Below are 23,561 nucleotides of genomic sequence, written 5' to 3'. Positions count from 1 at the left end.
AAGTCATGAAAACAGCACGTAGACACGATATTGATTGGTTACGGGTAATTACCATTGCCTTGCTATTGATCTATCATATTGCAATCATTTTTCAGCCATGGGCCATGTTTATTGGCTTTGTTAAGAGTGAACAGCCTTTGGAGGGCTTATGGACGCCAATGACCATGCTTAATGTATGGCGTATACCAATCTTGTTCTTTGTATCGGGTATGGGACTCTTTTTCGCCATGCGAAAACGTAATTGGAAACAATTGATAGGGGAGCGGACACGCCGCATTTTGTTGCCGTTCCTTTTTGGTGTAGTAGCGATAACCCCTTTGCACATGTTTGTTTTCCAAGAATTTTATAAACTTCCGTTGGGGTACTACCCACATGTGGGCCACTTATGGTTTTTAGGAAACATTTTTGTCTACGTGCTGTTGTTTTTACCAGTTTTTTATCTATTGAAAAATAAAGAAGGAGGGAAGTTCAAACAAATTTTGAACAGGCTAATGTCCAACCCAGGCGGACCCTTATTGATCTCCCTCTTTTTTATGCTGGAAGCCATTTTGGTGAAACCACAAATATTTTCCTTATACGCGGAAACCTGGCACGGTTTCTTTTTAGGAGGTTTAGCGTTCTTTTTTGGGTATTTGTTTGTGTACAGTGGTCAACATTTTTGGGACACGGTTAAAAAATGGCGATGGGGCTATTTGGCACTTGCCTTGGTGCTGTATGTTGTTAGGTATTTTGAGTTTCAATTGGAGGCGCCGGGGTATCTCATGGCTTTGGAATCCAATTGTTGGATTTTTGGGGTATTTGGTCTTTCATATCGCTATCTGAACAAACCTAGCCAACTGTTGAGCTATTTGAGCCAAGCGGCATATCCGGTGTACATCATCCATATGTTTGTAATGTATTTTGGAGCGTTGTTGATCTTACCTCTAAATATTAATCCATGGTTACAATTGTTGGGAGTGATCGTATTCACCTTTTCGGTTTGTTATATCTTATATGAGTTTCTTATCCGCAGGGTTTGGTTTCTACGACCTCTGTTTGGTTTAAAGGGAAAGCATAAGAATAGCGTAGCGAAAAAAGTGCTGGTAAGTAAATCCTGATGTCTTTGGGTAGCTTGGTCTGTTATCAAATCACATAAAAAAGTGTAAATAACGTAACAGATTTTAATTCAAGGCGTCAGATTAAACAGAGAAAAGTTATTACTTGTATCAATGAAACTACTGAAAAAGATTTTAAAGATTGTTTTTGCTCTTATTGGGATGCTCATCATAGCCATTCTTGTAATTATTGGGGTCGATGCGCAAAGAACGAAGTACTTGGATATTGACCATGTCGAGAATGGGGATATCAACTCTTATCTTATTACTCATGTGAATGTTATCCCTATGACCCAGGATACTGTCCTCACGGATAAAACGGTGTATATCAAGGATGGTACAATTGAAACTATCGCGGATAATATAAACATCGATGGTGTTGAAGTTATCGATGCGAAAAACAAGTATCTAATGCCCGGTCTAATTGATATGCACGTTCATGTTTGGGATAGATATGAATTGGGACTCTACCTTTCCAATGGGGTTACCGCGGTTCGTAATGTATGGGGAATGCCCATGCATTTGCGAATTAAGGAAGATGTAAATAATGATGAAATAATTTCGCCCATGTTCTTTACTTCTGGACCAAAACTTACAGGACCAGAGTTTATAGGTGATGATAATTTAAATTTGACAACACCAGAAGAAGCAAGGGATAAAGTGGTTTCGTATAAGGAGCGAGGCTACGATTTTGTTAAAACCTATTACGGATTAACCCCCGACTTATTCAATGCTGTTCTAGAACAAGCAAAGATATCCAATGTGGATATTGTGGCCCATCCTTCGCAAAAAGTACCGTATTCCTCTCATTTTGATCCTCAGGTAAAATCCATTGAACATACCGAAGAGTTTGTTCAACAACCGCTGAACTATGAGTTGGATACAGTTAAATTAAAAGAGGTTATTGATCTTTATGCAGAAGCAAAATACAGTGCCCATTGTCCCACGTTGGTTGTTTATAACAATATTTATCAAATGTTGATGGATGACAATATCTTGGAATCCGAGTCAATCCAATATATGAGCCCTTTAATTAAAAAGGTGGATAGCAAGGCACAGTTCGACAGATGGCACAACACCAAATTAGAGGATCCTTCGGTCACCGAGCGGATAAAAAAGCAACATGATTTTCATCTATACATCATAAAAAAATTGCATGAAGCCAATGTGAGGATTATTTGTGGTACAGACGCCGGTATCGGAGTTACAACCCCTGGGTTTTCCATTCACAAAGAATTGGAATTTTATAAAGAAGCTGGTCTTTCGAATTACGAGGTGTTGAAAACAACTACAGTGAATGCCGCCAAAACACATTCCATCATGAATAATATGGGAACGATAGAAGGGGGGAAGCTTGCCAATCTTATATTGACGAACAACAATCCTTTATCGGACCTCTCGGCATTGGAACATCCATCTACCGTTTTTGTAAATGGTAGAAAATTGGATAGAAAAACCCTCGATTACTTTGAGGAAAAGGCCAAAGGCCGCAAAAATCTATTGGCCTCGGGAATACGATATGCAGAAAATCTGATCATTGAAAAATAATGGTGTGAACAGGTAAACATGTGCTCAAAACCCATTTTAGGCCAACTCTTTCGTTTAACCATTTTATACCTCTTATCTTTGCAACGTTTTGATTTTAAAACTGTAAACAAACATTATGAGTAAAGTAAAAGAGAACGATACTGTAAAAGTACACTACACGGGTAAACTTACTGATGGGCAGGTTTTTGACAGCTCATTGCAAAGAGAACCCTTGGAAATAAAGTTAGGCGAAGGTCAATTGATACCTGGATTTGAAAAAGGACTTATTGATATGGCGGTAAACGAAAAGAAAACTATCACCATAGACAAGCAAGATGCTTATGGAGAAGTGAACGAAGCACTTTTTCAAAAAATCTCCAAGACACAATTGCCAGAAGACCTTAAACCAGAAGTTGGAATGGGCTTGGTTGGTGCCAACGCTCAAGGGCAAGAACAACAATTCAGGGTTGCCAAAGTAGAGGAGGAGGACATCATCATAGATGCCAACCATCCTTTGGCCGGACAGGATTTGGTGTTTGACCTTGAAGTGGTTGAGATACTATAATCACCAAGATTTTATAAAACATCTCTTTTAAATAAGAGCAGAAAAGCCACCCTTTGGGTGGTTTTTTTATGGGGAAACTTAAAGCATGCCTCTCCAAATTTCAAAAATCAACTTTTTTTGAATAGCCTGGAAAGTTGGGTCCACTATCGTTATATTTAAAGGTGCAAACCAATTATTAAGTCTAACCCAATTATTGGGATTCCTTAGACTTAAGTAATAACTACCTTTAAAAAATTGAAAATGAAACTTTTATCAACCTTTATCGCCCTAATTACCTTGGGGAGCATGCTACATGCCCAAGACCGATTAACTGGTGAACCCTTTACTACCCGCTCTGAAATTTTGGCACAGAACGGCATGGCAGCGACAAGCCAGCCTTTGGCTACCCAAGTTGCTTTGGATATCTTAAAAAAGGGAGGCAGTGCCATGGATGCTGCAATAGCTGCCAATGCAGTATTAGGACTTGTAGAGCCGGCTAGTTGTGGTATTGGGGGTGATGTCTTTGCCATAGTTTGGTCTGCCGATGAAAATAAATTATACGGTTTAAATGGAAGCGGTAGGGCACCTAAATCATTATCCATTGATTATTTCATGGAAAAAGAACTAAAATATGTTCCCTTATATGGCCCATTGCCAATATCGGTTCCCGGCTGCGTAGATGGCTGGTTCAAATTACATGAGAAATTTGGTCGCTTATCCATGGAAGAAATACTGCAACCCGCCATAGATTATGGCAGCAATGGATTTCCGGTATCCGAAGTGATTGCCTACGAAATGGCATCGAGTTATGAAGGGTTAAAGGATCAACCCGGTTTTGCCCAAACCTATATGCCTGCCGGAAGACCTCCGGTTAAAGGAGAAGTATTTATAAATCAAGATTTGGCCAACACCTACGAACAAATTGCTAAAAATGGTCGCGATGCCTTTTATAAAGGTTCCATTGCAAAGACTATAGATAGCTACATGAAAAAACATGGCGGATTTTTAAGATACGAAGACTTGGCAAGTCATACCTCTAATTGGGTAACTCCCGTTTCTGTGAACTATCGGGGATATGATGTTTGGGAACTCCCACCCAACGGACAGGGTACCGCTGCTTTGCAGATGTTGAATATTTTGGAAGGATATGATATCAGCGAAATGGGTTTTGGCAGTGCCGAATATCTACATGTGCTTACAGAAGCCAAAAAGTTGGCCTACGAAGACCGGGCCAAATTTTATGCAGACCCCGAATTCAACAAGATTCCTTTGGAAACACTCTTGTCCGATGAATACGCTTCGCAGCGCAGACAACTTTTAAGTCTGGATGAAGTTGCAGACAGCTATCCCGCTGGTGATATGGAAATAGAAACAGGGAATACAACCTACTTGACCGTAGCCGATAGGGACGGCAACATGGTTTCGTTCATACAAAGTATTTATTCCGAATTTGCCTCGGGTATGGTACCTGATGGATTGGGTTTTGTGCTTCAAAACCGCGGACAAATGTTCAATGTACAAGATAGGAGCCACGCCAATGCATTAGAGCCTGGTAAACGCCCCTTTCACACCATTATTCCCGCATTTATCACCAAGGATGGAAATCCTTGGGTAAGTTTTGGTCTTATGGGCGGGGCAGTACAGCCTCAGGGGCATGCGCAGATTGTTGTGAACATTGTTGACTTTGGAATGAATTTACAAGAAGCCGGAGATGCACCACGTATGCGACATAGAGGTAGTTCGCAACCCACAGGATCTAAAATGACCAATGGGGGTACTTTGTATCTTGAAAGTGGTTTTGCACCTGAAACCTTAAGGGAATTACGAAAAAAAGGCCATCGTATCGGCTTTGGTGTGGGAATGTACGGTGGTTACCAAGCTATTGGTATTGATTTGGAAAGCAAAGTGTATTCGGGGGCTTCGGAATCCAGAAAGGATGGTCAGGCGGCAGGATATTAAACCCATAGGATAATGTTAAGCTTTAAATCAACAATAGCACTAATGTTCATTGGTCTATTCTTATTATGCTCGTGTAACGGGCAAACGAAGAATAATACGGAGGATTATGTGTATAAGCAAGGAGGCCCAAACGGCATTGGAAAATGGTATATGGGTCGTGAAATAGCCCATGTAATGGGTTTTCAAGGAATGAACTGGTTGGAAAGGCCAGAGCGTGAAGAAGAAGAAAATACCTCTATCCTACTAAAGAACATGTACATAAAGCCTAAGGATATCATTGCCGATATTGGTGCGGGTTCCGGCTATCATGTCTTTAAAATGGCACCTTTGGCAAACAAAGGAACCATTTATGCAGTTGATATTCAGGATGAAATGCTGGAAGCATTACGAGCAAAAAAGGAAGCCCGGAACAATCAAAATATCAAAATAGTAAAGGGTAGCGAAAAAAGTGTAAACCTTCCGGAAAATAGTGTGGACAAGGTATTGATGGTAGACGTCTATCACGAATTCAATTACCCGAAGGAGATGATTGCATCAATAAAAAAAGCCTTAAAACCTAAGGGTAAATTATTTTTAATAGAGTATCGAGGTGAAGATAGGACAGTGCCCATAAAGGAATTACATAAAATGACAGAAGCACAGGCAGTCAAGGAAATGAAAGCCGCTGGATTAACCTTGGAACGGAATGATGATAACCTACCTTGGCAGCATTGTATGGTTTTCATGAAGAAGTAGTAAAACAGATGGTGCGAATTCATCGACTTTTCACTTAAACGCAGAAATATTAAATTAAATCCCAGAATTATACATTTCATATTTTATGACCACCGAACCTCTCATTGAACATATTAAGCAACAGGTAGACCCAAGACCGGAGGATTTACATTTGTTCACTTCAAAATTTAGAGAGGTCGTTGTTACCAAAGGCAAATTTTTATTACAGCCCGATACGCACGTAAAACACGAGTATTTTGTGGTAAAAGGGTGTTTAAGTGCTTATTATCTGGATAAGAAGGGGAACAAAAGTATCGTTCAATTTGCCATAGAGAATTGGTGGCTCGGTGATTTTGACGCCTTTTACAATGGGGTGCCCTCCAAATTATATATTGAAGCCTTGGAAGATTCCACATTATTGGCCATCAATTACAATGATTTACAAACTCTGTTTCAGCAATCTCCCATATTTGAACGTTATTTCAGGATATTGGTCACCAGTGCGTTCATCTCGCTTCGCAAACGTATTCTTTCGTCTTTGGGAAAAAGCATTAAAGAACGGTATTTGGAATTCTGTGAAAGTTATCCGAACATTGAAGGGCGTGTTCCCAACTATCAAATAGCAAGTTATTTGGGAGTTTCCCCAGAGGGGCTCAGCCGTGCCCGAAGAAAAATGAAAGCGTTAAAAAAATCCTAATTGATTTAAGTCAATCATATTGGCACTTCCGAGTTGTATATTTCTTATAAATCAAATTAGATATATGCAAAATTTACTTACTCCGTACAACAAGAATATAAAATTGAAAAATCGTGTCGTAATGGCACCTATGACCCGAAGTAGGGCAGTCAGCGACCAAAAAAAGCCGACGGATGAACTCCACGGCCTGTATTATGAACAGCGTGCTTCTGCAGGTTTAATAATCACCGAAGGTTCTCAAGTATCGGAACGTGCGGTAGGATATGTAAATACCCCAGGGATACATACCAAAGCTCAGGTGGAGGGCTGGAAAAAGGTGACCAAACGAGTTCATGACAAAGGTGGGAAAATCTTCATACAGTTATGGCACGTGGGTAGAATGTCACATCCAGATTTCCATAATGGGGAATTGCCTTTGGCACCTTCAGCGATAAATCCAAACGCACAATCATATACCCCAGATGGCTTTAAAGACACCGTAACTCCCAAGGAAATGACCAAGGAGGATATTAAAACTACGGTGGAAGATTTCAAGAATGCAGCCAAAAATGCGGTTGAAGCCGGGTTTGATGGGATAGAAATCCATTCATCCAACGGCTATCTCTTCCATCAGTTTTTTAATGGCACCTCCAATACAAGAACAGATGAATATGGTGGAAGCCATGAGAACAAAGCGCGGTTCTTTTTTGAAGTACTGGACGCGGTCAAGGAAGTAATCCCGGAAGAAAAAATAGGTACTCGATTCAATCCTTCGTTAAACGGGGTTTTCGGAATGACGATGGATAAAGACACCATACCCACCTTTGAATACATCATCAAAAAATTGAATAATTATAATTTGGCCTATATCCATCTATCCGAACCATTTACGGATGTTTCCGACATACCCTACGCGGTAACGGAAATTGCCAAACATTTTAGACCGTTGTATAATGGTACGTTAATGATCAATGGAGGATTTGACCAAGATTCCGGTAATGAGGTGATTGCCTCAGGAAATGCAGATTTGGTGGCCTACGGTAAACCATACATCTCCAATCCAGATTTGGTGGAGCGCTTTGAGCACGGTATTGAATTGGCCGAGTGGGATAAGGATACATTTTACACTCCCGGCAAAGAAGGATACACAGATTATCCTATGGCAAGTGCCGAACAAAAAGCATAAATAGATTTAATAAAATTAAAAAGACAAAACATGAAGTTTACACGAAACGCACATGCCCAGTGGAAAGGTTCGGGCAAAGAAGGAAAAGGAACATTAAGCACAACCAGTGGAGTATTGGACAGTACGCCCTATTCATTCCATACTCGCTTTGAAGATGGCAAAAAAGGCACCAACCCCGAAGAATTGGTAGGGGCGGCACATGCCGGCTGTTTTGCCATGCAGTTAAGTTTTCTATTGGGCGAAGAAGGTTTTACACCGGATAGTCTGGATACTGCTGCCACTGTAACATTTGAAGATGGAGAGGTTACCTTAATCAATCTGGATTTAAAAGGAAATATACCCAACATAGATGCCGAGCAATTTCAGCAAATTGCACATAAGGCCAAGGAGGTATGCCCAATCTCAAAACTTTTAAAAACGGATATCCAGCTCAAAGTTACCTTAGAAAAATAGTACTACGAATCCGTTGTATTGAAAGATGCTGGCTTTTCGTAAGTCAGTATCTTTTTTAGGACGGACCCTCCAAGAAAAAGAAAAAAGATATTTGTTAACCACTAAAAGCACTATATGCCACATAAAGTAAAAATTCAAGAAATAGGATTTATAACCCACGATGTACTTCAAATTCAGACGGAACGACCTGCCGATTATACTTTTGAGCCAGGTCAGGCTACCGAAGTTGCTTTGGATAAGGAAGGTTGGCGGGACAAAAAGCGCCCGTTTACGTTTACGGGACTTCCGGATGATGGTTTTTTACAGTTTACCATAAAGGTATATCCCGATCATAACGGTGTAACGGATATGCTGCAAACGCTGGAACAAGGCGACCATCTATTGTTGGAAGATGTTTGGGGCGCCATATCCTACCAAGGTCCCGGCATATTTTTGGCCGGTGGGGCAGGGGTGACCCCTTTTATCGCTATTTTTAGGGATTTGGCCCGGAAGCACCAACTGGAAGGCAATCGTTTGTTGTTCGCCAATAAGCGTGAAAAGGATATTATCATGCAGGCAGAATTTGAAAAATGGTTGGGGAAAGACTTTATCAATATCCTTTCGGATGAACAGAGCAGTAAGTATCCTCACGGTTTTATAGACATCCAGTTTTTAAAAGAACATATTACGGATAAGGACGCCAAGTTTTATCTTTGTGGACCGCCACCCATGATGAAGTCGGTACAGCAGGATTTAGAAGAGATCGGTATTTCGAAAGACCAAATGGTTGCCGAGGAGTTGTCCTAAAAGGAAATACCTATTTATGAAGAACAGAAAAGCCAACCTTTAGGTTGGCTTTTTCATATTATTATTTTCTGCTCACTACAAATAGGCCTGTAATACTTGGTTGTGCGAACGTTTTCTCAGCATTCGGATAGCTTTTTCCCTAATTTGCCTTACACGTTCCCTAGTGATATCAAATAATTCACCTATCTCGCCCAGACTTTTTGGGCTCCGTTCTCCAAGACCATAATGAAGACGTATAATTTCGCTCTCACGGTCAGGTAGAGTTTTTAATGCTTGGTTAATATCGGCGCTTAGGGAATCCTTTATCATTTTATCATCCGGACGTGTGGTGTTCTTTGATGCTATAACGTTGTAAAGGTTGGAAGATTCACCAGGCTCAAAAGGTGCATCCATGGACAAGTGCTTTCCCGAGTTTTTCATGGCCAACTTTACCTTGGCTGAACTCATATCAAGTTCATTTGCTATTTCCGTCGCACTTGGAGGTCTTTGATGTGTTTGCTCCAAAGATGAAAACACTTTCTTTATTTTACTGATTTCACCAATCTTATTAAGGGGTAACCGCACCATACGGGAGTTTTGTGAAATTGCCTGTAGTATGGACTGTCTGATCCACCAAACCGCATAGGAAATAAATTTAAATCCCCTTGTTTCATCGAAACGTTTGGCTGCTTTCACCAAACCGATATTTCCTTCATTGATCAGGTCGGAAAGCCTTAGGCCACTTCCTTGGTATTGTTTTGCGGTAGACACCACAAAACGCAGATTGGCATTCACTAATTTATTAAGTGCAGCTTGATCACCTTCCCGAATTCTTCTGGCCAGTTCTACTTCCTCGTCCGCAGTTATCAAATCAATTTTGGAAATTTCTTGAAAGTACTTTTCTAATGATTTAGTATCCCTGTTTGTAATTTGTTTGGTAATCTTTAGTTGCCTCATATATTTATTTTAGTATCACATTCTATCTATATATAACTTAATCATATTTTGCAGAAATCCTAGTAAAATTCGATTTTCTTTGAAAATACTTTATAAAAAAGCATCTTTTCATCCCGTTTTGTGTTGAAAATTTAGATTTTGTCTCATTTTATTGGCAAGAACACTACCTAATATCCTTAAATAATGTAATAGCATGCGGTTTTGCATAACCGGAGCCTGTCCTGAGCGAAGTCGAATAGGAGTGGGGGAGGGTAATGTGTGGAATGGTATTTAATAATTACTTTGGGAAGTCTCTAGTTCAAAATCTTAATAAGGTTGGCTTTATATAATTTGCCAATTGGAATTGTATGGTCTTGGATATGTATTCTATTTCCCTCAATTCTATTAATATATTTTATGGCCACCGCGAATGATTTGTGCACTTGTATAAAATCATCTGATGGTAGTGATTCTAATATATCGGATATTTTTTCGCGTATGGTAATGGTATCGGTTTTAGAAACAATTTTGGTATAATTTCCGGCAGCTTCAATAAATAAAATAGTATCTACTTCTACTTGGATATACGATTTATTCTGACGCAAAAATATACGTTTTGTTGCCCTGTCATTTTCTTCTGAACTCGCATTTTTTAAATTGGTATTTGAGCCCATAACTTTGTTTACGGCCTTTAAAAAGCGCTCTAAACTAAACGGTTTTAATAAGTAATCCGAAACATTAAGCTCATAACCTTCTATGGCAAACTCACTATATGCCGTAGTGACTATAACTTTTGGAGGCGCTGATAATGTTTTTAAAAACTCAAACCCTTTAAGCTTTGGCATATTTATATCTAAAAAGATCAAGTCCACTTGATGTGTATTTAAATACTCAAGAGCTTCCAAAGCGCTATAACAGTTTTTTTGCAACTTCATGTGTGGAAGCATTTCACAATATTCCATTATAATCTTGTGTGCGATATGTTCATCATCTATGATTAGATATCTCATTATTTTAGCTTTAGAGATAGTTTAACATTATAACTATTAGGGTTTACATCAAACGAAAGCGTATGCCTATTTGGGTAGACTAACGCTAATCTTCTTTTTAAGTTTTTTAAACCAATTCCTGATGTATTGGATTCTTGCTGTACTTCAAAATTATTTTCAATTACAAAATTCACTTCATTATCCCCTTCGGTTAAGTCAATATGAATATAGGCACCTTTTTCCAAGTTTTCCAAGCCATGCTTAAAGGCATTCTCGACTAGAATAATAAATAATAAAGGCATTATTTTAGCATCAGGATTCTCAACTTCAGTATTAAACTGAACGTCGGACTTTTTATGATAGCGTATTTCTTGAAGCGCAATATAGTTTTTTAGGTAATCTATTTCTTGTTGAAGGGTAACCCTATCTTTTTGCCCTTCATAAATACTATATCGCATCATGTCGGACAGTTTGAGTACCATTTCCCGCTCCTTGGAATCTTTCTCCATTAATCCATATAAATTGTTGAGTGTATTGAAGAAGAAATGTGGATTCACCTGACTTTTTAAATGCAGTAATTCTGTTTTTTCTTTTTCATTCTTTAAGCGAATAATTGATTTGATTTGTTTAAAAACCCAGTATGCTATTGTTATAAATAAAAGAGTAAAGTACAGGACAATAAACTCTACAAACCCTTCTAACTTGCCAAAAGTGTCATTAAACAATACAATTACCAGACCTATAATTACAAGGGATATTTTATAAATCCTGTTTATGATTTTCTTTCGTCTATCTGATATTTTCAACTTCATACGTCAAGATTAGTTAAATAAAACTCCTTCTACAAATAAGTTGATAAACAACAGATACTGAGGGATAAACACCTACTTAGTGGGGATAAGGTACGTTTGCACCCTTCTTAAGGTCTTGTGTCACAACTACTATGAAGTACATCACTTTTTGTTTTTTACAATTAAGGCTCGCCATAAGTTTGCCTCAATCAATCAAAAAACGAACAGTATGGAACTGAGAATCGACAATCTATCAAAGACGTATTCAAACGGGATTAAGGCTTTACAAAACATTTCACTAGAGATACCAACAGGCATGTTTGGTTTATTAGGTCCTAACGGAGCAGGCAAGTCAACTTTAATGCGAACCATTGCAACGCTACAAGATGCCGATTCCGGTTCCATTGTTCTTGGAGACATCGATGTATTACAACAAAAAAATGAATTGCGACAGGTATTAGGCTACTTACCACAGCAATTTGGCTTGTATCCAAAAATATCTGCGGAGGTATTACTCAATCATTTCGCGGTACTTAAAGGAATCACTAATAAAAATGAACGTAAAGAATTAGTAAAAGCACTTTTGCATAAAACCAATTTATATGAAGTGCGACAACAAAATCTTAAAGGGTTTTCTGGCGGTATGAAGCAGCGTTTTGGTATTGCACAGGCATTACTGAACAATCCTAAGTTGCTAATAGTAGATGAGCCTACAGCTGGACTAGATCCTGTAGAGCGGAATCGGTTTTACAATGTGTTAAGTGAACTTGGAGAACATACCGCAGTTATTCTATCTACGCACATCGTTGATGATGTCAAGGAACTCTGTACGAACATGGCGATTATTAATCAAGGCCAGGTTTGCTTAAAAGGGCAGCCGTTACAAATACTAGAGGGTCTAAAAGACAAAGTCTATCAAAAAACAATCGGAAAAGCAGAATTAAACACTTACAAGGAAAATTATCAGGTGATTAGTGAAAAGTTATTTCTAGGAAAACCAACCATACACATCTTAAGTGATGAGAACCCAGGGGATGGCTTTTCTCTAATAAATGCCGAATTGGAGGATGTATACTTTTCGGAAATATTCAGTAATACTAACGCTAAATCCAACTAGTTATGTGGTATCAAATTTTTAAGTTCGAAATTCAATATCGCATTAAACGACCGGACACGTATGTGTTCTTCCTGTTTCTATTTCTATTTTCTATTGTGGGCGTAGACTTTATTTTTCAAGGTTCAGAAATGGGGCTTATGAAAAAAAATTCACCCCTAGTGATTGCAAAAACAATGGGAGCCATTTCAGGCATATTCATGATTTTAGCTTCCATGATTATGGGCGTTTCTGTATTGAGAGATTTTGAATATAACATAGAGTCACTCGTTTTTTCTGCACCAATCAAGAAAAAAGAGTATTTACTGGGGCGGTTTTTAGGATCGTTTGCTGTTTTACTTTTTGTATTTACCGGTATTCTATTTGGTATGATGCTAGGCGAATTTATGCCTTGGACTACCCCGGATAATCTATTAGCATTTAATGCCTTTATTTATTTGAAGACGTTTTTAATGGTAACGCTGCCAACTTTGTTTTTTGGAGCGGCTTTGTTTTTTGTCACTGGTGCCTTAAGTAGAAACCTAGTAGTGGTATATACCCAAGGCATTATTTTATTTGTGGTTTATATGTTGACCAAAGCTATTTCCAATGAATTTTGGCAAGCCATTTTAGATCCATTTTCACTAACAACAACAACTTTTGCTACAAAATCTTGGACAGCTATAGAAAAGAGTACACAAGAGCTTCCTTTTATAGGAGCATTACTATATAATAAACTGTTTTGGATTTCTTTGGGAATTCTTGCGCTGATCTATGGTTATAAAAAATTCAATTTTAATGTTGTAAAAGAAAAGCGGTCTAAAAGAGAAAAGCAGCAAACAATAGCCAGTAAAACCTCATATGAGGTTAATGATGTGGTTATGCCTGATGTTCAAAAGCATTTTGGTTTACTTTCAAAACTGATACAGTTAAAACAATTTTCTTGGTTTTACTTTATCAGTATTTGCAAACAGTCATCATTCTGGGGTATTGTTATTTGTGGGATGATTATCATTCTTATCAATTCTGTAAATCTTGGGACTGTATATGGTGTAGACAGCTATCCAGCAACATACTTTATTGTGGAAGAACTTCAAGAAACATCCATTTATTTCTTCATTATCCTTTTGGTGTTTTATTCTGGAGAATTGGTATGGAAGGAGCGAAACGCCAAACTCAATTTAATTTATGACGCAACACCCATGTCAAGCTTTATGAAGTTGGCTGGCAAGTACATTGGATTAAACTTAATATATGTTGTATTAATGCTCGCATTAATTATTTCAGGAATTATATTTCAAACTTTGAGCGGTTATTATAACTATGAGTTTCAAGTCTATTTTTATGGTTTCTTTCTAGAGATTTTACCATCTCTAGCCTTATATACCTTCATCGCATTTTTTATCCAATCACTTGTTAACCATAAGTTCGTCGGGGTCATGCTGGTCATTGTATTCTTTATTGCCAATATAGCAATGGGGTTATTTGGGTTTGATCATGATATATACTTTTTCGGAGGTAGCTCCTTAGGGGCTTATTCCGATATGAATGGTTATGGCCACTTTTTAAAACCCTACTTGTTAATTAAATCGTACTGGTTTCTCTTTGGTATGCTGTTATTGATTATAGCATCTTTAGTATCGGTTAGAGGGATTGAAACCAACTTGGTAAAAAGAATAAGAGCAGTAAAATACAGGTTAAGCAAACCGCTTTTTAGGTTTTCGGGCCTGGTACTTTTAGCCTTTATTACTGTTGGAGGTGGTATATTTTACAACACGAACGTTTTAAATGAGTATTGGACCAATTCTGAAGCTACTGCATTTAGAGTAGCGTATGAAAAAGAACTGAAGTCCTTTGAATATATCCCACAACCTAAAATAGTAGATGTTAACTTACAATTAGAATTGTATCCCGAAACACGAGATTACACCGCAGAGGGCTATTACATTTTGAAAAACACCACGAATGAGCGCATCAAATCGATTCATATTCAGAAACGTATTGAAGGGAACGTCACATTAGACAGTGTATCCTTTGAAGACGGGTTTACAACAGACAATCAGTATAAAAAATTTGATTACTTCATTTACAATCTCAATAAAACTTTAAAGCCTGGTGACTCTATAAACATGTATTTTAAGCAAAGCTTTACTACAAAAGGTTTTGAATCAGGAAACTCGAATGTAAACATCAATAACAACGGTACATTTTTTAATAATTCAGATTTACCGAGGATAGGATATACTAGAAAATATGAACTTAACGACCCTGATGAACGTGAAGATTATAATTTACCCACACGTTCCAATAAAGCCGAACGAGACGATATTAGGGAACTCGTAAATGCAAGATCTGGTAGTGATTCCGATGGAATAAATTTTGAAATGACCGTGGGTACCTCAGAAGATCAAACAGCGGTTGTGCCTGGGAATTTATTGACACAATGGACTGAAAATAATCGTAACTACTTTCATTACAAGATGGAAATTCCAATCATTAATTTTTACTCCATGGTTTCGGCAGTATATGAAATAAAGAAAGATAAGTGGATGCCCCAACAGGATACTTTAGGAAGCACTGTTGACCTTGAAATTTATTATCATAAGGGGCATGCTTATAACATAGATCGAATGATGACCTCCATGAAAGCCTCGTTAGATTACTATAGCACAAATTTTAGTCCTTATCAATATGAACAGTTACGTATAATGGAGTTTCCGCGTTATGCGCAATTTGCACAATCATTTCCAGGCACTGTTCCATTTTCCGAATCTATAGGTTTTGTCCTGGATATAGACGACGAGAAAGATGTAGATATGGCATTTTATGTCACTGCCCATGAAATTGCACACCAATGGTTTGGTATGCAGGTAGAAGCAGCCAATGTAAAAGGGAGACATTTTATTTTAGAAACCTTGTCACAGTATGCAGCTATGATGGTTTTAAAACAAGAGTATTCCGAAGAGAAGTTGCTTCAATTTTTAGAGACTCAAAAAGAGAGGTATAAAGAAGGTAAAGATAGAGAAGCTTTAGAGGAACCTTCACTGGCTTTAGTAGAAAATCAAAAATATGTGTATTACGCCAAAGGTGCCATCAACATGTATCAATTTCAAAAGGCAATAGGCGAGGAGCAGGTCAATAAATCTTTAAGACGCTTTTTGGAAGATTGGAATACCACCAACGGTAAACTAAAAATGAATACCAATCGCTATGCAACCAGTCAAGACTTGTTAGGCTATTTTAGAGCGGTTACACCAGATTCCATTCATCATATAGTAGTTGATTTATTTGAAAGTTTTAAGCCTGTAGAATTGTAATTTTTTGCCTTATGGTACATAACTAGTTTGCGGAATTAAGATTGATATTCAAGATATAATAGGAAGGCTTGTTTGCGTCATAATTTTCAATCCATCATCAAACTTTATATCTAAGGCTGCATAAGAGTTTAAAAGAATGTTACTTCTTGACGTTTCTTTGTAGAGATAAAAACAATCAGAAAGAGCGTTGCGAAATATTACTAAATAAAATAGAATGCATACATTAAATAATGACGGTTATCAATTTTTATTTACTCCTATGTATTTGTCCTTGGTTTTAATAAGGTTTAAGAATTTCATAGTAAGAATCACAAATAAAACTTAAAACTAAACATCTAATTACATTACATAATGAATAAAGACATCTCACTTTTAAGAGCAGCCATAATAGCAGGAATTGGATTGTGACGAATGACTTTATCGGTCCCATTTGCTGAACTTAAAATTATCTCAGATTTAGTAAATCCAAATGATGCAATAGAGACCGCACCTAATATCATTAATAATTCATTCTTATTTAATGTTGCCATATTCCTATTCTTTATTACAATAGTAGCTGTTGTGTTGCTTGGTCATTATATATTTTTTTAAAGCCAGTAAATAAAAGTCTATCACTACTTACGGCTTGGTTTCGATTGCTATAAACTGGAGTTTATTTAGTAGCCGTAACAAATTTGATAAAGGTGTTTGCCTTAACAAAAGGCAATTCCTACTTTCTTTCGAATTCTCAAGAACAAATTTCAGAATTCATGCTGTTCTATATTAAATCCTATAAATACGAATGGTTCTTTGGTCTAGTTCTTTTAGGTATTAAAAGCTAGATACATCCCAAAAATAATGGGCTGGCTATTAATCATTGCTGGTATAGGTTATGTTGTTGGCCACTTAAAAGTGTTTTTGTATCCAAATCTCGATACAAGCTTTAGTATGTTTACTGCACTAGGAGAATTAGTATTTATTCTTTGGCTTCTGATTAAAGGGTCGAGGACAAAAGAGGTGAAAACAGGATAATAAACGTGCTATAACAAAGAATAATAGCAGTTTTATTGCCAAAACTGAAATAAGTAAATATAAATAGGCGGTTTTCAAGCGATTTTTTTAAGTTTTAAAATCTGCACTATTCTTATGTCACCACAAAAGGACAGACCATAAAACCTACGTATCAATACAGAACTTTCATTTTTAATCGAAATGAAGTTGCTGAGAAACACTCTTTAGAAACAACCTTGACAACATAACAAGAGGAACAGTAAATAGTGATACTCTTAGACTATTTTAAATGATTAAATTTTTTATATTACTTCTTTCTGTATTGTTGTATAATATCTCAGTCATACAAAAGAATGACAATTTAGAAGAAGATGTAAAAAAGGTGATTGCAAGGGAAATTTGACTGGTGCTGTATGGTCAACTTTTCGTGAAGTTAGAGTTGCAATTGGAGCAATAGGCTTAAAGGATGCGGATACAAATGAAATTTTAGAAACTAATGATAGCCTATTAATTTGTTCAGTGACAAAAAAACACTAATAGCACAAGTATTCTTCGTTTGGCAACCCATGGAATATTAGACATTGACTTCCCTGTTTACAAAATTTTATCAATATAACTTTTGATTACCCTTGGAGGGAAAATAATCCAGTTACAATTAGAGATTTATTAAACCATACGGCAGGAATTGAAGATATCGGCTTGTGGCAGGTTTTCAGTACTAAATCAACTTCTACTACGCCACTAGAATATCTTTTTACTAAAAACGCTTTTGTAATGAAAGTTAGAACCATATCTGGAGCTCGATTTTCTTATTCAAATATGCGATATTCATTCTTAGGTTTAATCATTGAAAAAATCACTCAAAAACCATACTCTCTGTATATAAGTCTACTTTCAGGTCATTTATTTTAATAGGATATCATAGAAACAGGACACGAAAAAGGAAGCTAGGTTGCTATATGGAGAAGATGATCAAAATAAATGTCTGAATCCTGTACCCTAGCAAAGCTCATGGCCTAGATTAGTTAAAAATCTATTATTACCTTTAACTTAATTCTAAAGAACGCGATGCATTTTCAATCAAAAGACTTACTCCATTTAAATAAATCAATAGCAGTCTTACCTTTTGTCAATATGAGTAATGATATTGATAACGAATCTTTCTGTGATGGTATTGCAGAAGAAATAATTAATGCCTTATCAAAAATAAAAGGCTTAAAGGTTATTGCAAGACGGTCTTCGTTTGCATTTAAAAATAAAAACATTGATGTCCGAGATATTGGTAATCAATTAGGTGTGGCTACTGTTTTAGAAGGAAGCGTTAGAAAATCAAACAATAGCATTCGCATAACAGGGCAATTGATAGATACAAAAAACGGTACGCAATATTGGTCTAAAAAATTCGACAGAGAATTAATTGATATCTTCGAATTGGAAGATGTAGTGAGTCTTGCCATAGCAGATGAAGTCCGAAACAATTTTGGGCATTTTGAAGTGCAGGACCATTTAATTAAACAACCTACAAATAATGTCGAGGCTTATCAATTATTTTTAAAAGGGCGTTCATTGCAATTAAAATGGACACCAGAAAGTCTAAATCAAGCAATATCATATTATAATCAAGCTATTAACTTAGATAAAAATTATGCTAAAGCTTATTATGCCAATTTACAATGCTATGGGTTATTGGCCGTTTGGGGTTATATGCCTTACCAAGAAGCTATGGATTTAGCCGTTGGCAATCTATTAATAGCCAAAGAAATAGAAACAGCACTACCCGAATATCCGCTCTCTTTCGTAGGGAAGTTTCTTTGGGGTGAATGGGATTTTAAAAATGCATATATACATATAGAAAAAACTTTAGATATTAATCCAAATTATATTGATGGATTAGAAGCTATGACAGAGCTTTCTATAGCGCTTGGCTTTTTTGATAAGGCTTTAACGTATGCAAACAGATTATTAGAAGTAGATCCGCTATCCGCAAATAACCATTACACATTAGCTAGTATTTACTACTACCAACGCAAGTTTGATAAAGCATTAGAAAATGTAAACTACGCTCTAACACTTAATACTGATTTAGCATTAGCACATCATTTGAAATGTTTCTGTTTAATATGGCTAAACAGAAGTCAACAGTTTCAATGTTGTATTCAGGACACTACGTTAAAAGAAGAGAAGAATCTATTATTTCAACTTATCAACAATAAGGATGTTGAAGTTCCGGAGCAAATGATGACAAAATGGTCACAATCTCAAAACGAAGAAACGATGCCAGTCCCCTATGATGTGTTTATTTTAAGCAATTCAAGTTATATAGACCAAGGGTTTACACGCTTAAAAGAAATGATTGAGCAAAGACGTGGGCAAGTTATAAACTATAGGCAAGAACCTTTTTTACAACCTCTACATAATACCAAAGAGTTTTCAGAGCTACACAAGTCTAATTTGTCCATTGAAGACGTTAATTGCCATCAAACAGACGATGAAAAATCATCGTCAATTATTTTAGATGCTCAACAAATAGATACGCTAAAAGAGAAATTGCGTTCTTATTTTAAAGAGGACGAACCTTTCTTAAATCCACAATTAAGTTTAAAATTCGTGGCTGATGTGTTTGAATTAAATACCAATAAAATGTCATACGCAATAAATAAAGCTTTTCATCTTAATTTTAATGACTTTGTGAATTCGTATCGCTTAAATCATTTTAAAGCATTAGCCATAGACCCAAAAAACTCACATTTAACTATTCTTGGCTTAGCTTATGACAGTGGTTTTAATTCTAAAAGCGTGTTTAACACCTACTTCAAAAAAACAGAGGGCATTACACCTAGTAAATGGGTAAAATCTAATACTAAATAACGAAAAGTCACAGGTCTTTTACCTCAGTTTAAAACACACTAAATTAATTTTTAGACGCTTTACCTTTTCTTAATGTTTAGGTTTGAAAATTATTTTATTCCCATACGCTACTAGAGTTAGCCTAAAAAATTTAAAATTCAAACAGTTTTCATTTTAATACTTGAATTGGTTCGAGATTATAATCTCGAACGTTTACAGTCTTCTTATACCTCAAATTTGCTCCATCAAATAATAATAAATCAATTAAAATGAAAACAATCAAAAAACAAATGGTATCAAGAATGGCTTGTGTAGCCTTTGCATTAGTATCAAGTATAACATATGCACAAAACGCAGATTCTAAAACAACAACAACACAGCGAGATGGCTTTATTATTGAATTTTCAGTAGGTGGAGGTCTAATCAGTTTAGAAGATAGTGAAGGTATTCAAACATTCGATAAATCTCAGGGAACGTTTGTTTTTCCAGATTTAAAGTTGGGCTATATGTTAAATGAAAAACTCGCCATTACTGCCGCTATGCCAGGAAATGTTTATGAATTTCAGGATAATGACAGGCATTTTGGAGGTTTCATCCCATCGCTTCAATACTGGGTAAAAGATAGATGGTGGATTCAAGGAGGATTTGGTTTAGCAATCGATTCGCCAGCACTTTATGATATTAAAGACAATGTAAATGACGATTGGAATTTTGGTTGCGCTGTAATGGCAAGTACAGGTTATGAAATTTATAAAAAGAAAAACTTCGCACTTAATGTACAGTCTAAATTAGTTTTGGGCCGTGCGTCTTTAGAAGGAGATGCACACAGAGATGCAGTTATCTTTAATGTGGGGTTAGGCTTTAGCTGGTTATAAAAATTTATCTATTGCCATATATTCTATTATTGTGTGCCATTAGGGCAAAACTGTAACAATTACCCTTTTACAGAGTCAGAATTAGTATAAAATAATAAAAATAAATAATCTATGATTGCAAATACAGAACAGAAAAATTTAATTAAGACCGCTAGAATAACTGGCTTATGGTATTTAATGATGGCTATTACAGGAATTCTAGGGTTTATGGTTTTTCATTCTCAAATATTTGTGTCTGGTAATCCTGAACAAACGCTAACAAATTTAGTAGAATTAGAATCTACAGCAAGAATTCGATTGCTATTAGAATTTGGTATAGTAATTTCTCAGGCTCTTACCGCAGTTTGGTTTTTCAAATTATTTAAAGATAATTATGAATGGGAAGCTTGGACTCTAGGTATATGGGGAATGGTAAATGCTTTAGCCATTATGATAAGTGCAATTTCAATCGCCTCAGTAATAGGTATTGCAAATTCTGAAATAAGTGCTATGGAAGACAAAGTTTTACTAATTCAGGTTTTTCAAAATATTATTTCGAATGCTTGGGGTATTGGTGGCCTATTTTTCGGGTTATGGCTATTTCCAATGGGATACATAGTTATCAAATCTAAAAGGTTGCCTGTCTGGTTAGGAAGAATAATTATTTTAGGTGGTATAGGCTATCTAATTTCTACAGTTATACACTACGCAGGAATTGATTTTAGCTTCAATAGATTTCTTACTCTACCCGCAACCATTGGAGAATTTTGGATGATAGGTTATTTACTAATTTTTGGCATAAGACCTAGTAACGAGTAAAATTAAATTAAAACGGAACACAACAGTGGATATAAGTAATTGCTTTTCTCTCCTACTTCTGAAAATCCTCACGGATTTTCAGTTTGGTTTATACTTGCAACGTTAAGTGCTTATCCGCGAAACTACTCATAGCCGAAATCGTTAAAGCCAATATGGACCAACATATGAAAACAAAAATCACAATCTTACTATCAATACTAATTTTGATTTTGTCATGCCAACCATCAATCGAAGAAACTGTTGATTTAAATGTTCAAAATTGGATTCATGGTTCCGAAAACTGTGAAGATAATATTGACCCACCAATTCAGGTCGTTAAGTACAATAGCAATACTTACATTTTACGTCAAAACAAGTGTACAAATTACGAAGCACCTTTTATGTTTCTGTTTTTTGGAGAAAACAAAGCGCTATTAATGGATACTGGAGCTACTCAAGAAGATGACATTTTTCCTCTTTATGAAACTGTAAATAAAATTATTAACGAATGGTCTAAAAAGAATGGAGAAGTTGAATTAATAGTTGCTCATACTCATAAGCATGGAGACCACTATGCTGGCGATGGACAATTCAAAGGAAAACCGAACACTTCTGTAATCGGTCTTGAGGTTAACGATGTACAAGATTTTTTTAAGATAGCAAACTGGCCCGAAGAAGTTGCAGATTATGATTTAGGAAATCGCATGATGAAGATAATACCAATTCCTGGACACCAAGCTTCTTCAATTGCGGTTTATGATACTTCGACGAAAATTCTCTTGACTGGAGACACCTTTTATCCTGGTAGACTATACATAAATGATTGGATTGCTTTTCAAATGAGTATTGAAAGACTTGTAAAATTCACCGACATTAATGAGGTTTCAACCATACTTGGAAATCACATTGAAATGACTCAAACTGCTGGAATTGATTACCCCATGGGAAGTATTTACCAGCCTAAAGAACACCAACTTCCGTTAAGTGTGTTCACATTAAAAGAACTTTCACGAGCTCTTACAAAATTAGGAGATACACCGACAAAAAAAATTCATGATAGTTTCATAATATATCCAGTCAATTAAAACATACTAAGAAATGAAAAACCCAATAATTAAATTCTCAGTGTTGTTGGCTTTAATGTTTTTAAGTGCTTGTAAAACAGAAAATGCCAATACAAAAGAAAATGATACTTTGACCATAGAAAACCCATATCTTGGTCAGAAACCACCAGGATTAACTCCAATTCCTTTTGCGCCTGGATTAATTTCTACAGAAATTTATGAATATGATGGTGCATTTTCTAAAGATATGAAGGCCTTTTATTTTATTAGAAGAGGTGAGGAAAATAAAAAATCAGCTTTTTATGAATACAAATACAATGAAACAAATAGGAAATGGGAAAAATCAGAAATAGCTTCTCCATGGATAGGAAGACCAGTAATATCCCCAGATGGACAAACCATGCATTTAGGGGACAATTATCTAAAAAGAACGGAATCTGGATGGTCTGAATTACAAAAACTAGAACCTCCTACTGTAAGTAATGATTCTATGTATATAATGAGACTTTCTTCCTCTGCAAACGGCACATACTATTTTGACACCTATAAAGAAAACGATCCAACGTTTCCAATTCGCTATTCACGTGTAATAAACGGTAAACATGAAGAGCCCAAGGCATTACCCAAAGCAATAAATACAGGAACTTTTTTAAGCCATCCTTTTATAGCTCCAGATGAGTCGTATTTATTATTTGATGCTGAAAGGGAAGATGGTTTTGGTGAATTTGATATTTATATCAGTTTTAAACAAAAAGATGGCACTTGGGGTGATGGAATTAATTTGGGAGATAAAATAAATACTAACGCTTGGGAAGCTTCAGCAAGTATAACGCCAGATGGTAAATACCTTTTCTTTAGTAGAAATATAGGTTCAGACGATTTTGAAAATGTAGATATTTTTTGGGTAGATGCAAAAGTTATCTATGCTCTTAAAAAGGAATAATGAAAAGGAAAGGTTTGTTCC

Annotated in this window: 21 protein-coding genes and 1 pseudogene; 19 read left to right on the top strand and 3 right to left on the bottom strand. The window is 36.3% G+C overall.

Features of this window, described 5'->3' with window-relative positions:
* Window positions 1–5: 5 nt before the first annotated feature.
* From D2V08_RS17075 to D2V08_RS17035, 9 genes are all read left to right on the top strand, one after another.
* Window positions 6–1,097: an acyltransferase family protein gene (locus D2V08_RS17075; RefSeq protein WP_119609636.1), complete on the top strand. Its 1,092-nt coding sequence runs from the start codon at window positions 6–8 to the stop codon at window positions 1,095–1,097.
* 111 nt (window positions 1,098–1,208) lie between these two features.
* Window positions 1,209–2,642, top strand: coding sequence for an amidohydrolase family protein (locus D2V08_RS17070; RefSeq protein WP_119609635.1), 1,434 nt, complete (start codon window positions 1,209–1,211; stop codon window positions 2,640–2,642).
* A gap of 115 nt (window positions 2,643–2,757) precedes the next feature.
* The gene (locus D2V08_RS17065) at window positions 2,758–3,186 is read left to right on the top strand and encodes an FKBP-type peptidyl-prolyl cis-trans isomerase (protein ID WP_119609634.1); all 429 of its coding nucleotides are present in this window, start codon (window positions 2,758–2,760) and stop codon (window positions 3,184–3,186) included.
* A 240-nt stretch (window positions 3,187–3,426) separates the two neighbouring features.
* Window positions 3,427–5,124 (top strand): gamma-glutamyltransferase, encoded by a 1,698-nt coding sequence (ggt, locus tag D2V08_RS17060; RefSeq protein WP_119609633.1) that lies wholly within the window; start codon window positions 3,427–3,429, stop codon window positions 5,122–5,124.
* Window positions 5,125–5,136: 12 nt separating this feature from the next.
* Window positions 5,137–5,859, top strand: coding sequence for a class I SAM-dependent methyltransferase (locus tag D2V08_RS17055; protein ID WP_119609632.1), 723 nt, complete (start codon window positions 5,137–5,139; stop codon window positions 5,857–5,859).
* Window positions 5,860–5,944: 85 nt separating this feature from the next.
* Window positions 5,945–6,535: a Crp/Fnr family transcriptional regulator gene (locus D2V08_RS17050; protein WP_119609631.1), complete on the top strand. Its 591-nt coding sequence runs from the start codon at window positions 5,945–5,947 to the stop codon at window positions 6,533–6,535.
* 64 nt (window positions 6,536–6,599) lie between these two features.
* Complete coding sequence (locus D2V08_RS17045) at window positions 6,600–7,700, top strand: alkene reductase (protein ID WP_119609630.1); 1,101 nt, start codon at window positions 6,600–6,602, stop codon at window positions 7,698–7,700.
* Window positions 7,701–7,730: 30 nt separating this feature from the next.
* Entirely contained in the window at window positions 7,731–8,153 is a 423-nt protein-coding gene (locus D2V08_RS17040) for an OsmC family protein (protein WP_119609629.1), read from the top strand.
* A gap of 114 nt (window positions 8,154–8,267) precedes the next feature.
* Window positions 8,268–8,939 carry a ferredoxin reductase domain-containing protein gene (locus D2V08_RS17035; protein WP_119609628.1) on the top strand — a complete coding sequence of 224 codons (672 nt, stop codon included), beginning with the start codon at window positions 8,268–8,270 and terminating at the stop codon, window positions 8,937–8,939.
* A gap of 75 nt (window positions 8,940–9,014) precedes the next feature.
* Here the strand turns inward: D2V08_RS17035 and D2V08_RS17030 are convergent, their stop codons facing one another.
* The 3 genes from D2V08_RS17030 to D2V08_RS17020 all read right to left on the bottom strand — a co-directional run bounded on the left by D2V08_RS17030 (window position 9,015) and on the right by D2V08_RS17020 (window position 11,655).
* Window positions 9,015–9,875 (bottom strand): sigma-70 family RNA polymerase sigma factor, encoded by an 861-nt coding sequence (locus tag D2V08_RS17030; RefSeq protein WP_119609627.1) that lies wholly within the window; start codon window positions 9,873–9,875, stop codon window positions 9,015–9,017.
* 293 nt (window positions 9,876–10,168) lie between these two features.
* The gene (locus D2V08_RS17025) at window positions 10,169–10,864 is read right to left on the bottom strand and encodes a LytR/AlgR family response regulator transcription factor (RefSeq protein ID WP_313790111.1); all 696 of its coding nucleotides are present in this window, start codon (window positions 10,862–10,864) and stop codon (window positions 10,169–10,171) included.
* A complete protein-coding gene (locus tag D2V08_RS17020; RefSeq protein WP_119609625.1) occupies window positions 10,864–11,655 on the bottom strand; it encodes a sensor histidine kinase in 792 nt (263 codons plus the stop codon). The genes D2V08_RS17025 and D2V08_RS17020 overlap by 1 nt, the downstream gene beginning before the upstream one ends.
* Window positions 11,656–11,863: 208 nt before the next feature.
* Between D2V08_RS17020 and D2V08_RS17015 the strand changes: the two genes are divergently transcribed.
* The 10 genes and pseudogenes from D2V08_RS17015 to D2V08_RS16970 all read left to right on the top strand — a co-directional run bounded on the left by D2V08_RS17015 (window position 11,864) and on the right by D2V08_RS16970 (window position 23,540).
* A complete protein-coding gene (locus D2V08_RS17015) occupies window positions 11,864–12,751 on the top strand; it encodes an ABC transporter ATP-binding protein (RefSeq protein WP_119609624.1) in 888 nt (295 codons plus the stop codon).
* A gap of 137 nt (window positions 12,752–12,888) precedes the next feature.
* On the top strand, window positions 12,889–16,044 hold the full coding sequence (locus tag D2V08_RS17010; protein ID WP_245980615.1) for an ABC transporter permease/M1 family aminopeptidase: 3,156 nt from the start codon (window positions 12,889–12,891) through the stop codon (window positions 16,042–16,044).
* A 411-nt stretch (window positions 16,045–16,455) separates the two neighbouring features.
* Window positions 16,456–16,635, top strand: coding sequence for a DUF4386 family protein (locus D2V08_RS17930; protein WP_119609622.1), 180 nt, complete (start codon window positions 16,456–16,458; stop codon window positions 16,633–16,635).
* Window positions 16,636–16,863: 228 nt separating this feature from the next.
* Window positions 16,864–17,055, top strand: a pseudogene (locus tag D2V08_RS17925) (DUF4386 family protein); the annotation flags it as partial.
* Window positions 17,056–17,640: 585 nt separating this feature from the next.
* A complete protein-coding gene (locus D2V08_RS17920; protein ID WP_119609620.1) occupies window positions 17,641–17,946 on the top strand; it encodes a serine hydrolase in 306 nt (101 codons plus the stop codon).
* 156 nt (window positions 17,947–18,102) lie between these two features.
* Window positions 18,103–19,902, top strand: coding sequence for a helix-turn-helix domain-containing protein (locus D2V08_RS16990; RefSeq protein ID WP_119609619.1), 1,800 nt, complete (start codon window positions 18,103–18,105; stop codon window positions 19,900–19,902).
* Window positions 19,903–20,150: 248 nt separating this feature from the next.
* A complete protein-coding gene (locus D2V08_RS16985; RefSeq protein WP_119609618.1) occupies window positions 20,151–20,756 on the top strand; it encodes a hypothetical protein in 606 nt (201 codons plus the stop codon).
* A gap of 111 nt (window positions 20,757–20,867) precedes the next feature.
* A complete protein-coding gene (locus tag D2V08_RS16980) occupies window positions 20,868–21,554 on the top strand; it encodes a DUF4386 domain-containing protein (protein ID WP_119609617.1) in 687 nt (228 codons plus the stop codon).
* A gap of 164 nt (window positions 21,555–21,718) precedes the next feature.
* A complete protein-coding gene (locus D2V08_RS16975) occupies window positions 21,719–22,618 on the top strand; it encodes an MBL fold metallo-hydrolase (protein ID WP_119609704.1) in 900 nt (299 codons plus the stop codon).
* 13 nt (window positions 22,619–22,631) lie between these two features.
* Window positions 22,632–23,540: a TolB-like translocation protein gene (locus D2V08_RS16970; protein WP_119609616.1), complete on the top strand. Its 909-nt coding sequence runs from the start codon at window positions 22,632–22,634 to the stop codon at window positions 23,538–23,540.
* Window positions 23,541–23,561 lie beyond the last annotated feature (21 nt).

It is taken from the genome of Flagellimonas lutimaris (genome assembly GCF_003581615.1).
Classification (GTDB): domain Bacteria; phylum Bacteroidota; class Bacteroidia; order Flavobacteriales; family Flavobacteriaceae; genus Flagellimonas; species Flagellimonas lutimaris.
Note: the sequence above shows the minus strand (reverse complement) of the source record. Positions and strands in the feature narration are given on the sequence as shown.

Coding starts and splice junctions, on each gene's coding strand:
- D2V08_RS17930 (WP_119609622.1), top strand. CDS start 16,456: ATGACTTTATCGGTCCCATTTGCTGAACTTAAAATTATCTCAGATTTA.
- D2V08_RS17070 (WP_119609635.1), top strand. CDS start 1,209: ATGAAACTACTGAAAAAGATTTTAAAGATTGTTTTTGCTCTTATTGGG.
- ggt (WP_119609633.1), top strand. CDS start 3,427: ATGAAACTTTTATCAACCTTTATCGCCCTAATTACCTTGGGGAGCATG.
- D2V08_RS16980 (WP_119609617.1), top strand. CDS start 20,868: ATGATTGCAAATACAGAACAGAAAAATTTAATTAAGACCGCTAGAATA.
- D2V08_RS16985 (WP_119609618.1), top strand. CDS start 20,151: ATGAAAACAATCAAAAAACAAATGGTATCAAGAATGGCTTGTGTAGCC.
- D2V08_RS16990 (WP_119609619.1), top strand. CDS start 18,103: ATGCATTTTCAATCAAAAGACTTACTCCATTTAAATAAATCAATAGCA.
- D2V08_RS17025 (WP_313790111.1), bottom strand. CDS start 10,864: ATGAGATATCTAATCATAGATGATGAACATATCGCACACAAGATTATA.
- D2V08_RS17020 (WP_119609625.1), bottom strand. CDS start 11,655: ATGAAGTTGAAAATATCAGATAGACGAAAGAAAATCATAAACAGGATT.
- D2V08_RS17055 (WP_119609632.1), top strand. CDS start 5,137: ATGTTAAGCTTTAAATCAACAATAGCACTAATGTTCATTGGTCTATTC.
- D2V08_RS17045 (WP_119609630.1), top strand. CDS start 6,600: ATGCAAAATTTACTTACTCCGTACAACAAGAATATAAAATTGAAAAAT.
- D2V08_RS17065 (WP_119609634.1), top strand. CDS start 2,758: ATGAGTAAAGTAAAAGAGAACGATACTGTAAAAGTACACTACACGGGT.
- D2V08_RS17010 (WP_245980615.1), top strand. CDS start 12,889: ATGAAAAAAAATTCACCCCTAGTGATTGCAAAAACAATGGGAGCCATT.
- D2V08_RS17030 (WP_119609627.1), bottom strand. CDS start 9,875: ATGAGGCAACTAAAGATTACCAAACAAATTACAAACAGGGATACTAAA.
- D2V08_RS16975 (WP_119609704.1), top strand. CDS start 21,719: ATGAAAACAAAAATCACAATCTTACTATCAATACTAATTTTGATTTTG.
- D2V08_RS17035 (WP_119609628.1), top strand. CDS start 8,268: ATGCCACATAAAGTAAAAATTCAAGAAATAGGATTTATAACCCACGAT.
- D2V08_RS17040 (WP_119609629.1), top strand. CDS start 7,731: ATGAAGTTTACACGAAACGCACATGCCCAGTGGAAAGGTTCGGGCAAA.
- D2V08_RS17050 (WP_119609631.1), top strand. CDS start 5,945: ATGACCACCGAACCTCTCATTGAACATATTAAGCAACAGGTAGACCCA.
- D2V08_RS17075 (WP_119609636.1), top strand. CDS start 6: ATGAAAACAGCACGTAGACACGATATTGATTGGTTACGGGTAATTACC.
- D2V08_RS16970 (WP_119609616.1), top strand. CDS start 22,632: ATGAAAAACCCAATAATTAAATTCTCAGTGTTGTTGGCTTTAATGTTT.
- D2V08_RS17015 (WP_119609624.1), top strand. CDS start 11,864: ATGGAACTGAGAATCGACAATCTATCAAAGACGTATTCAAACGGGATT.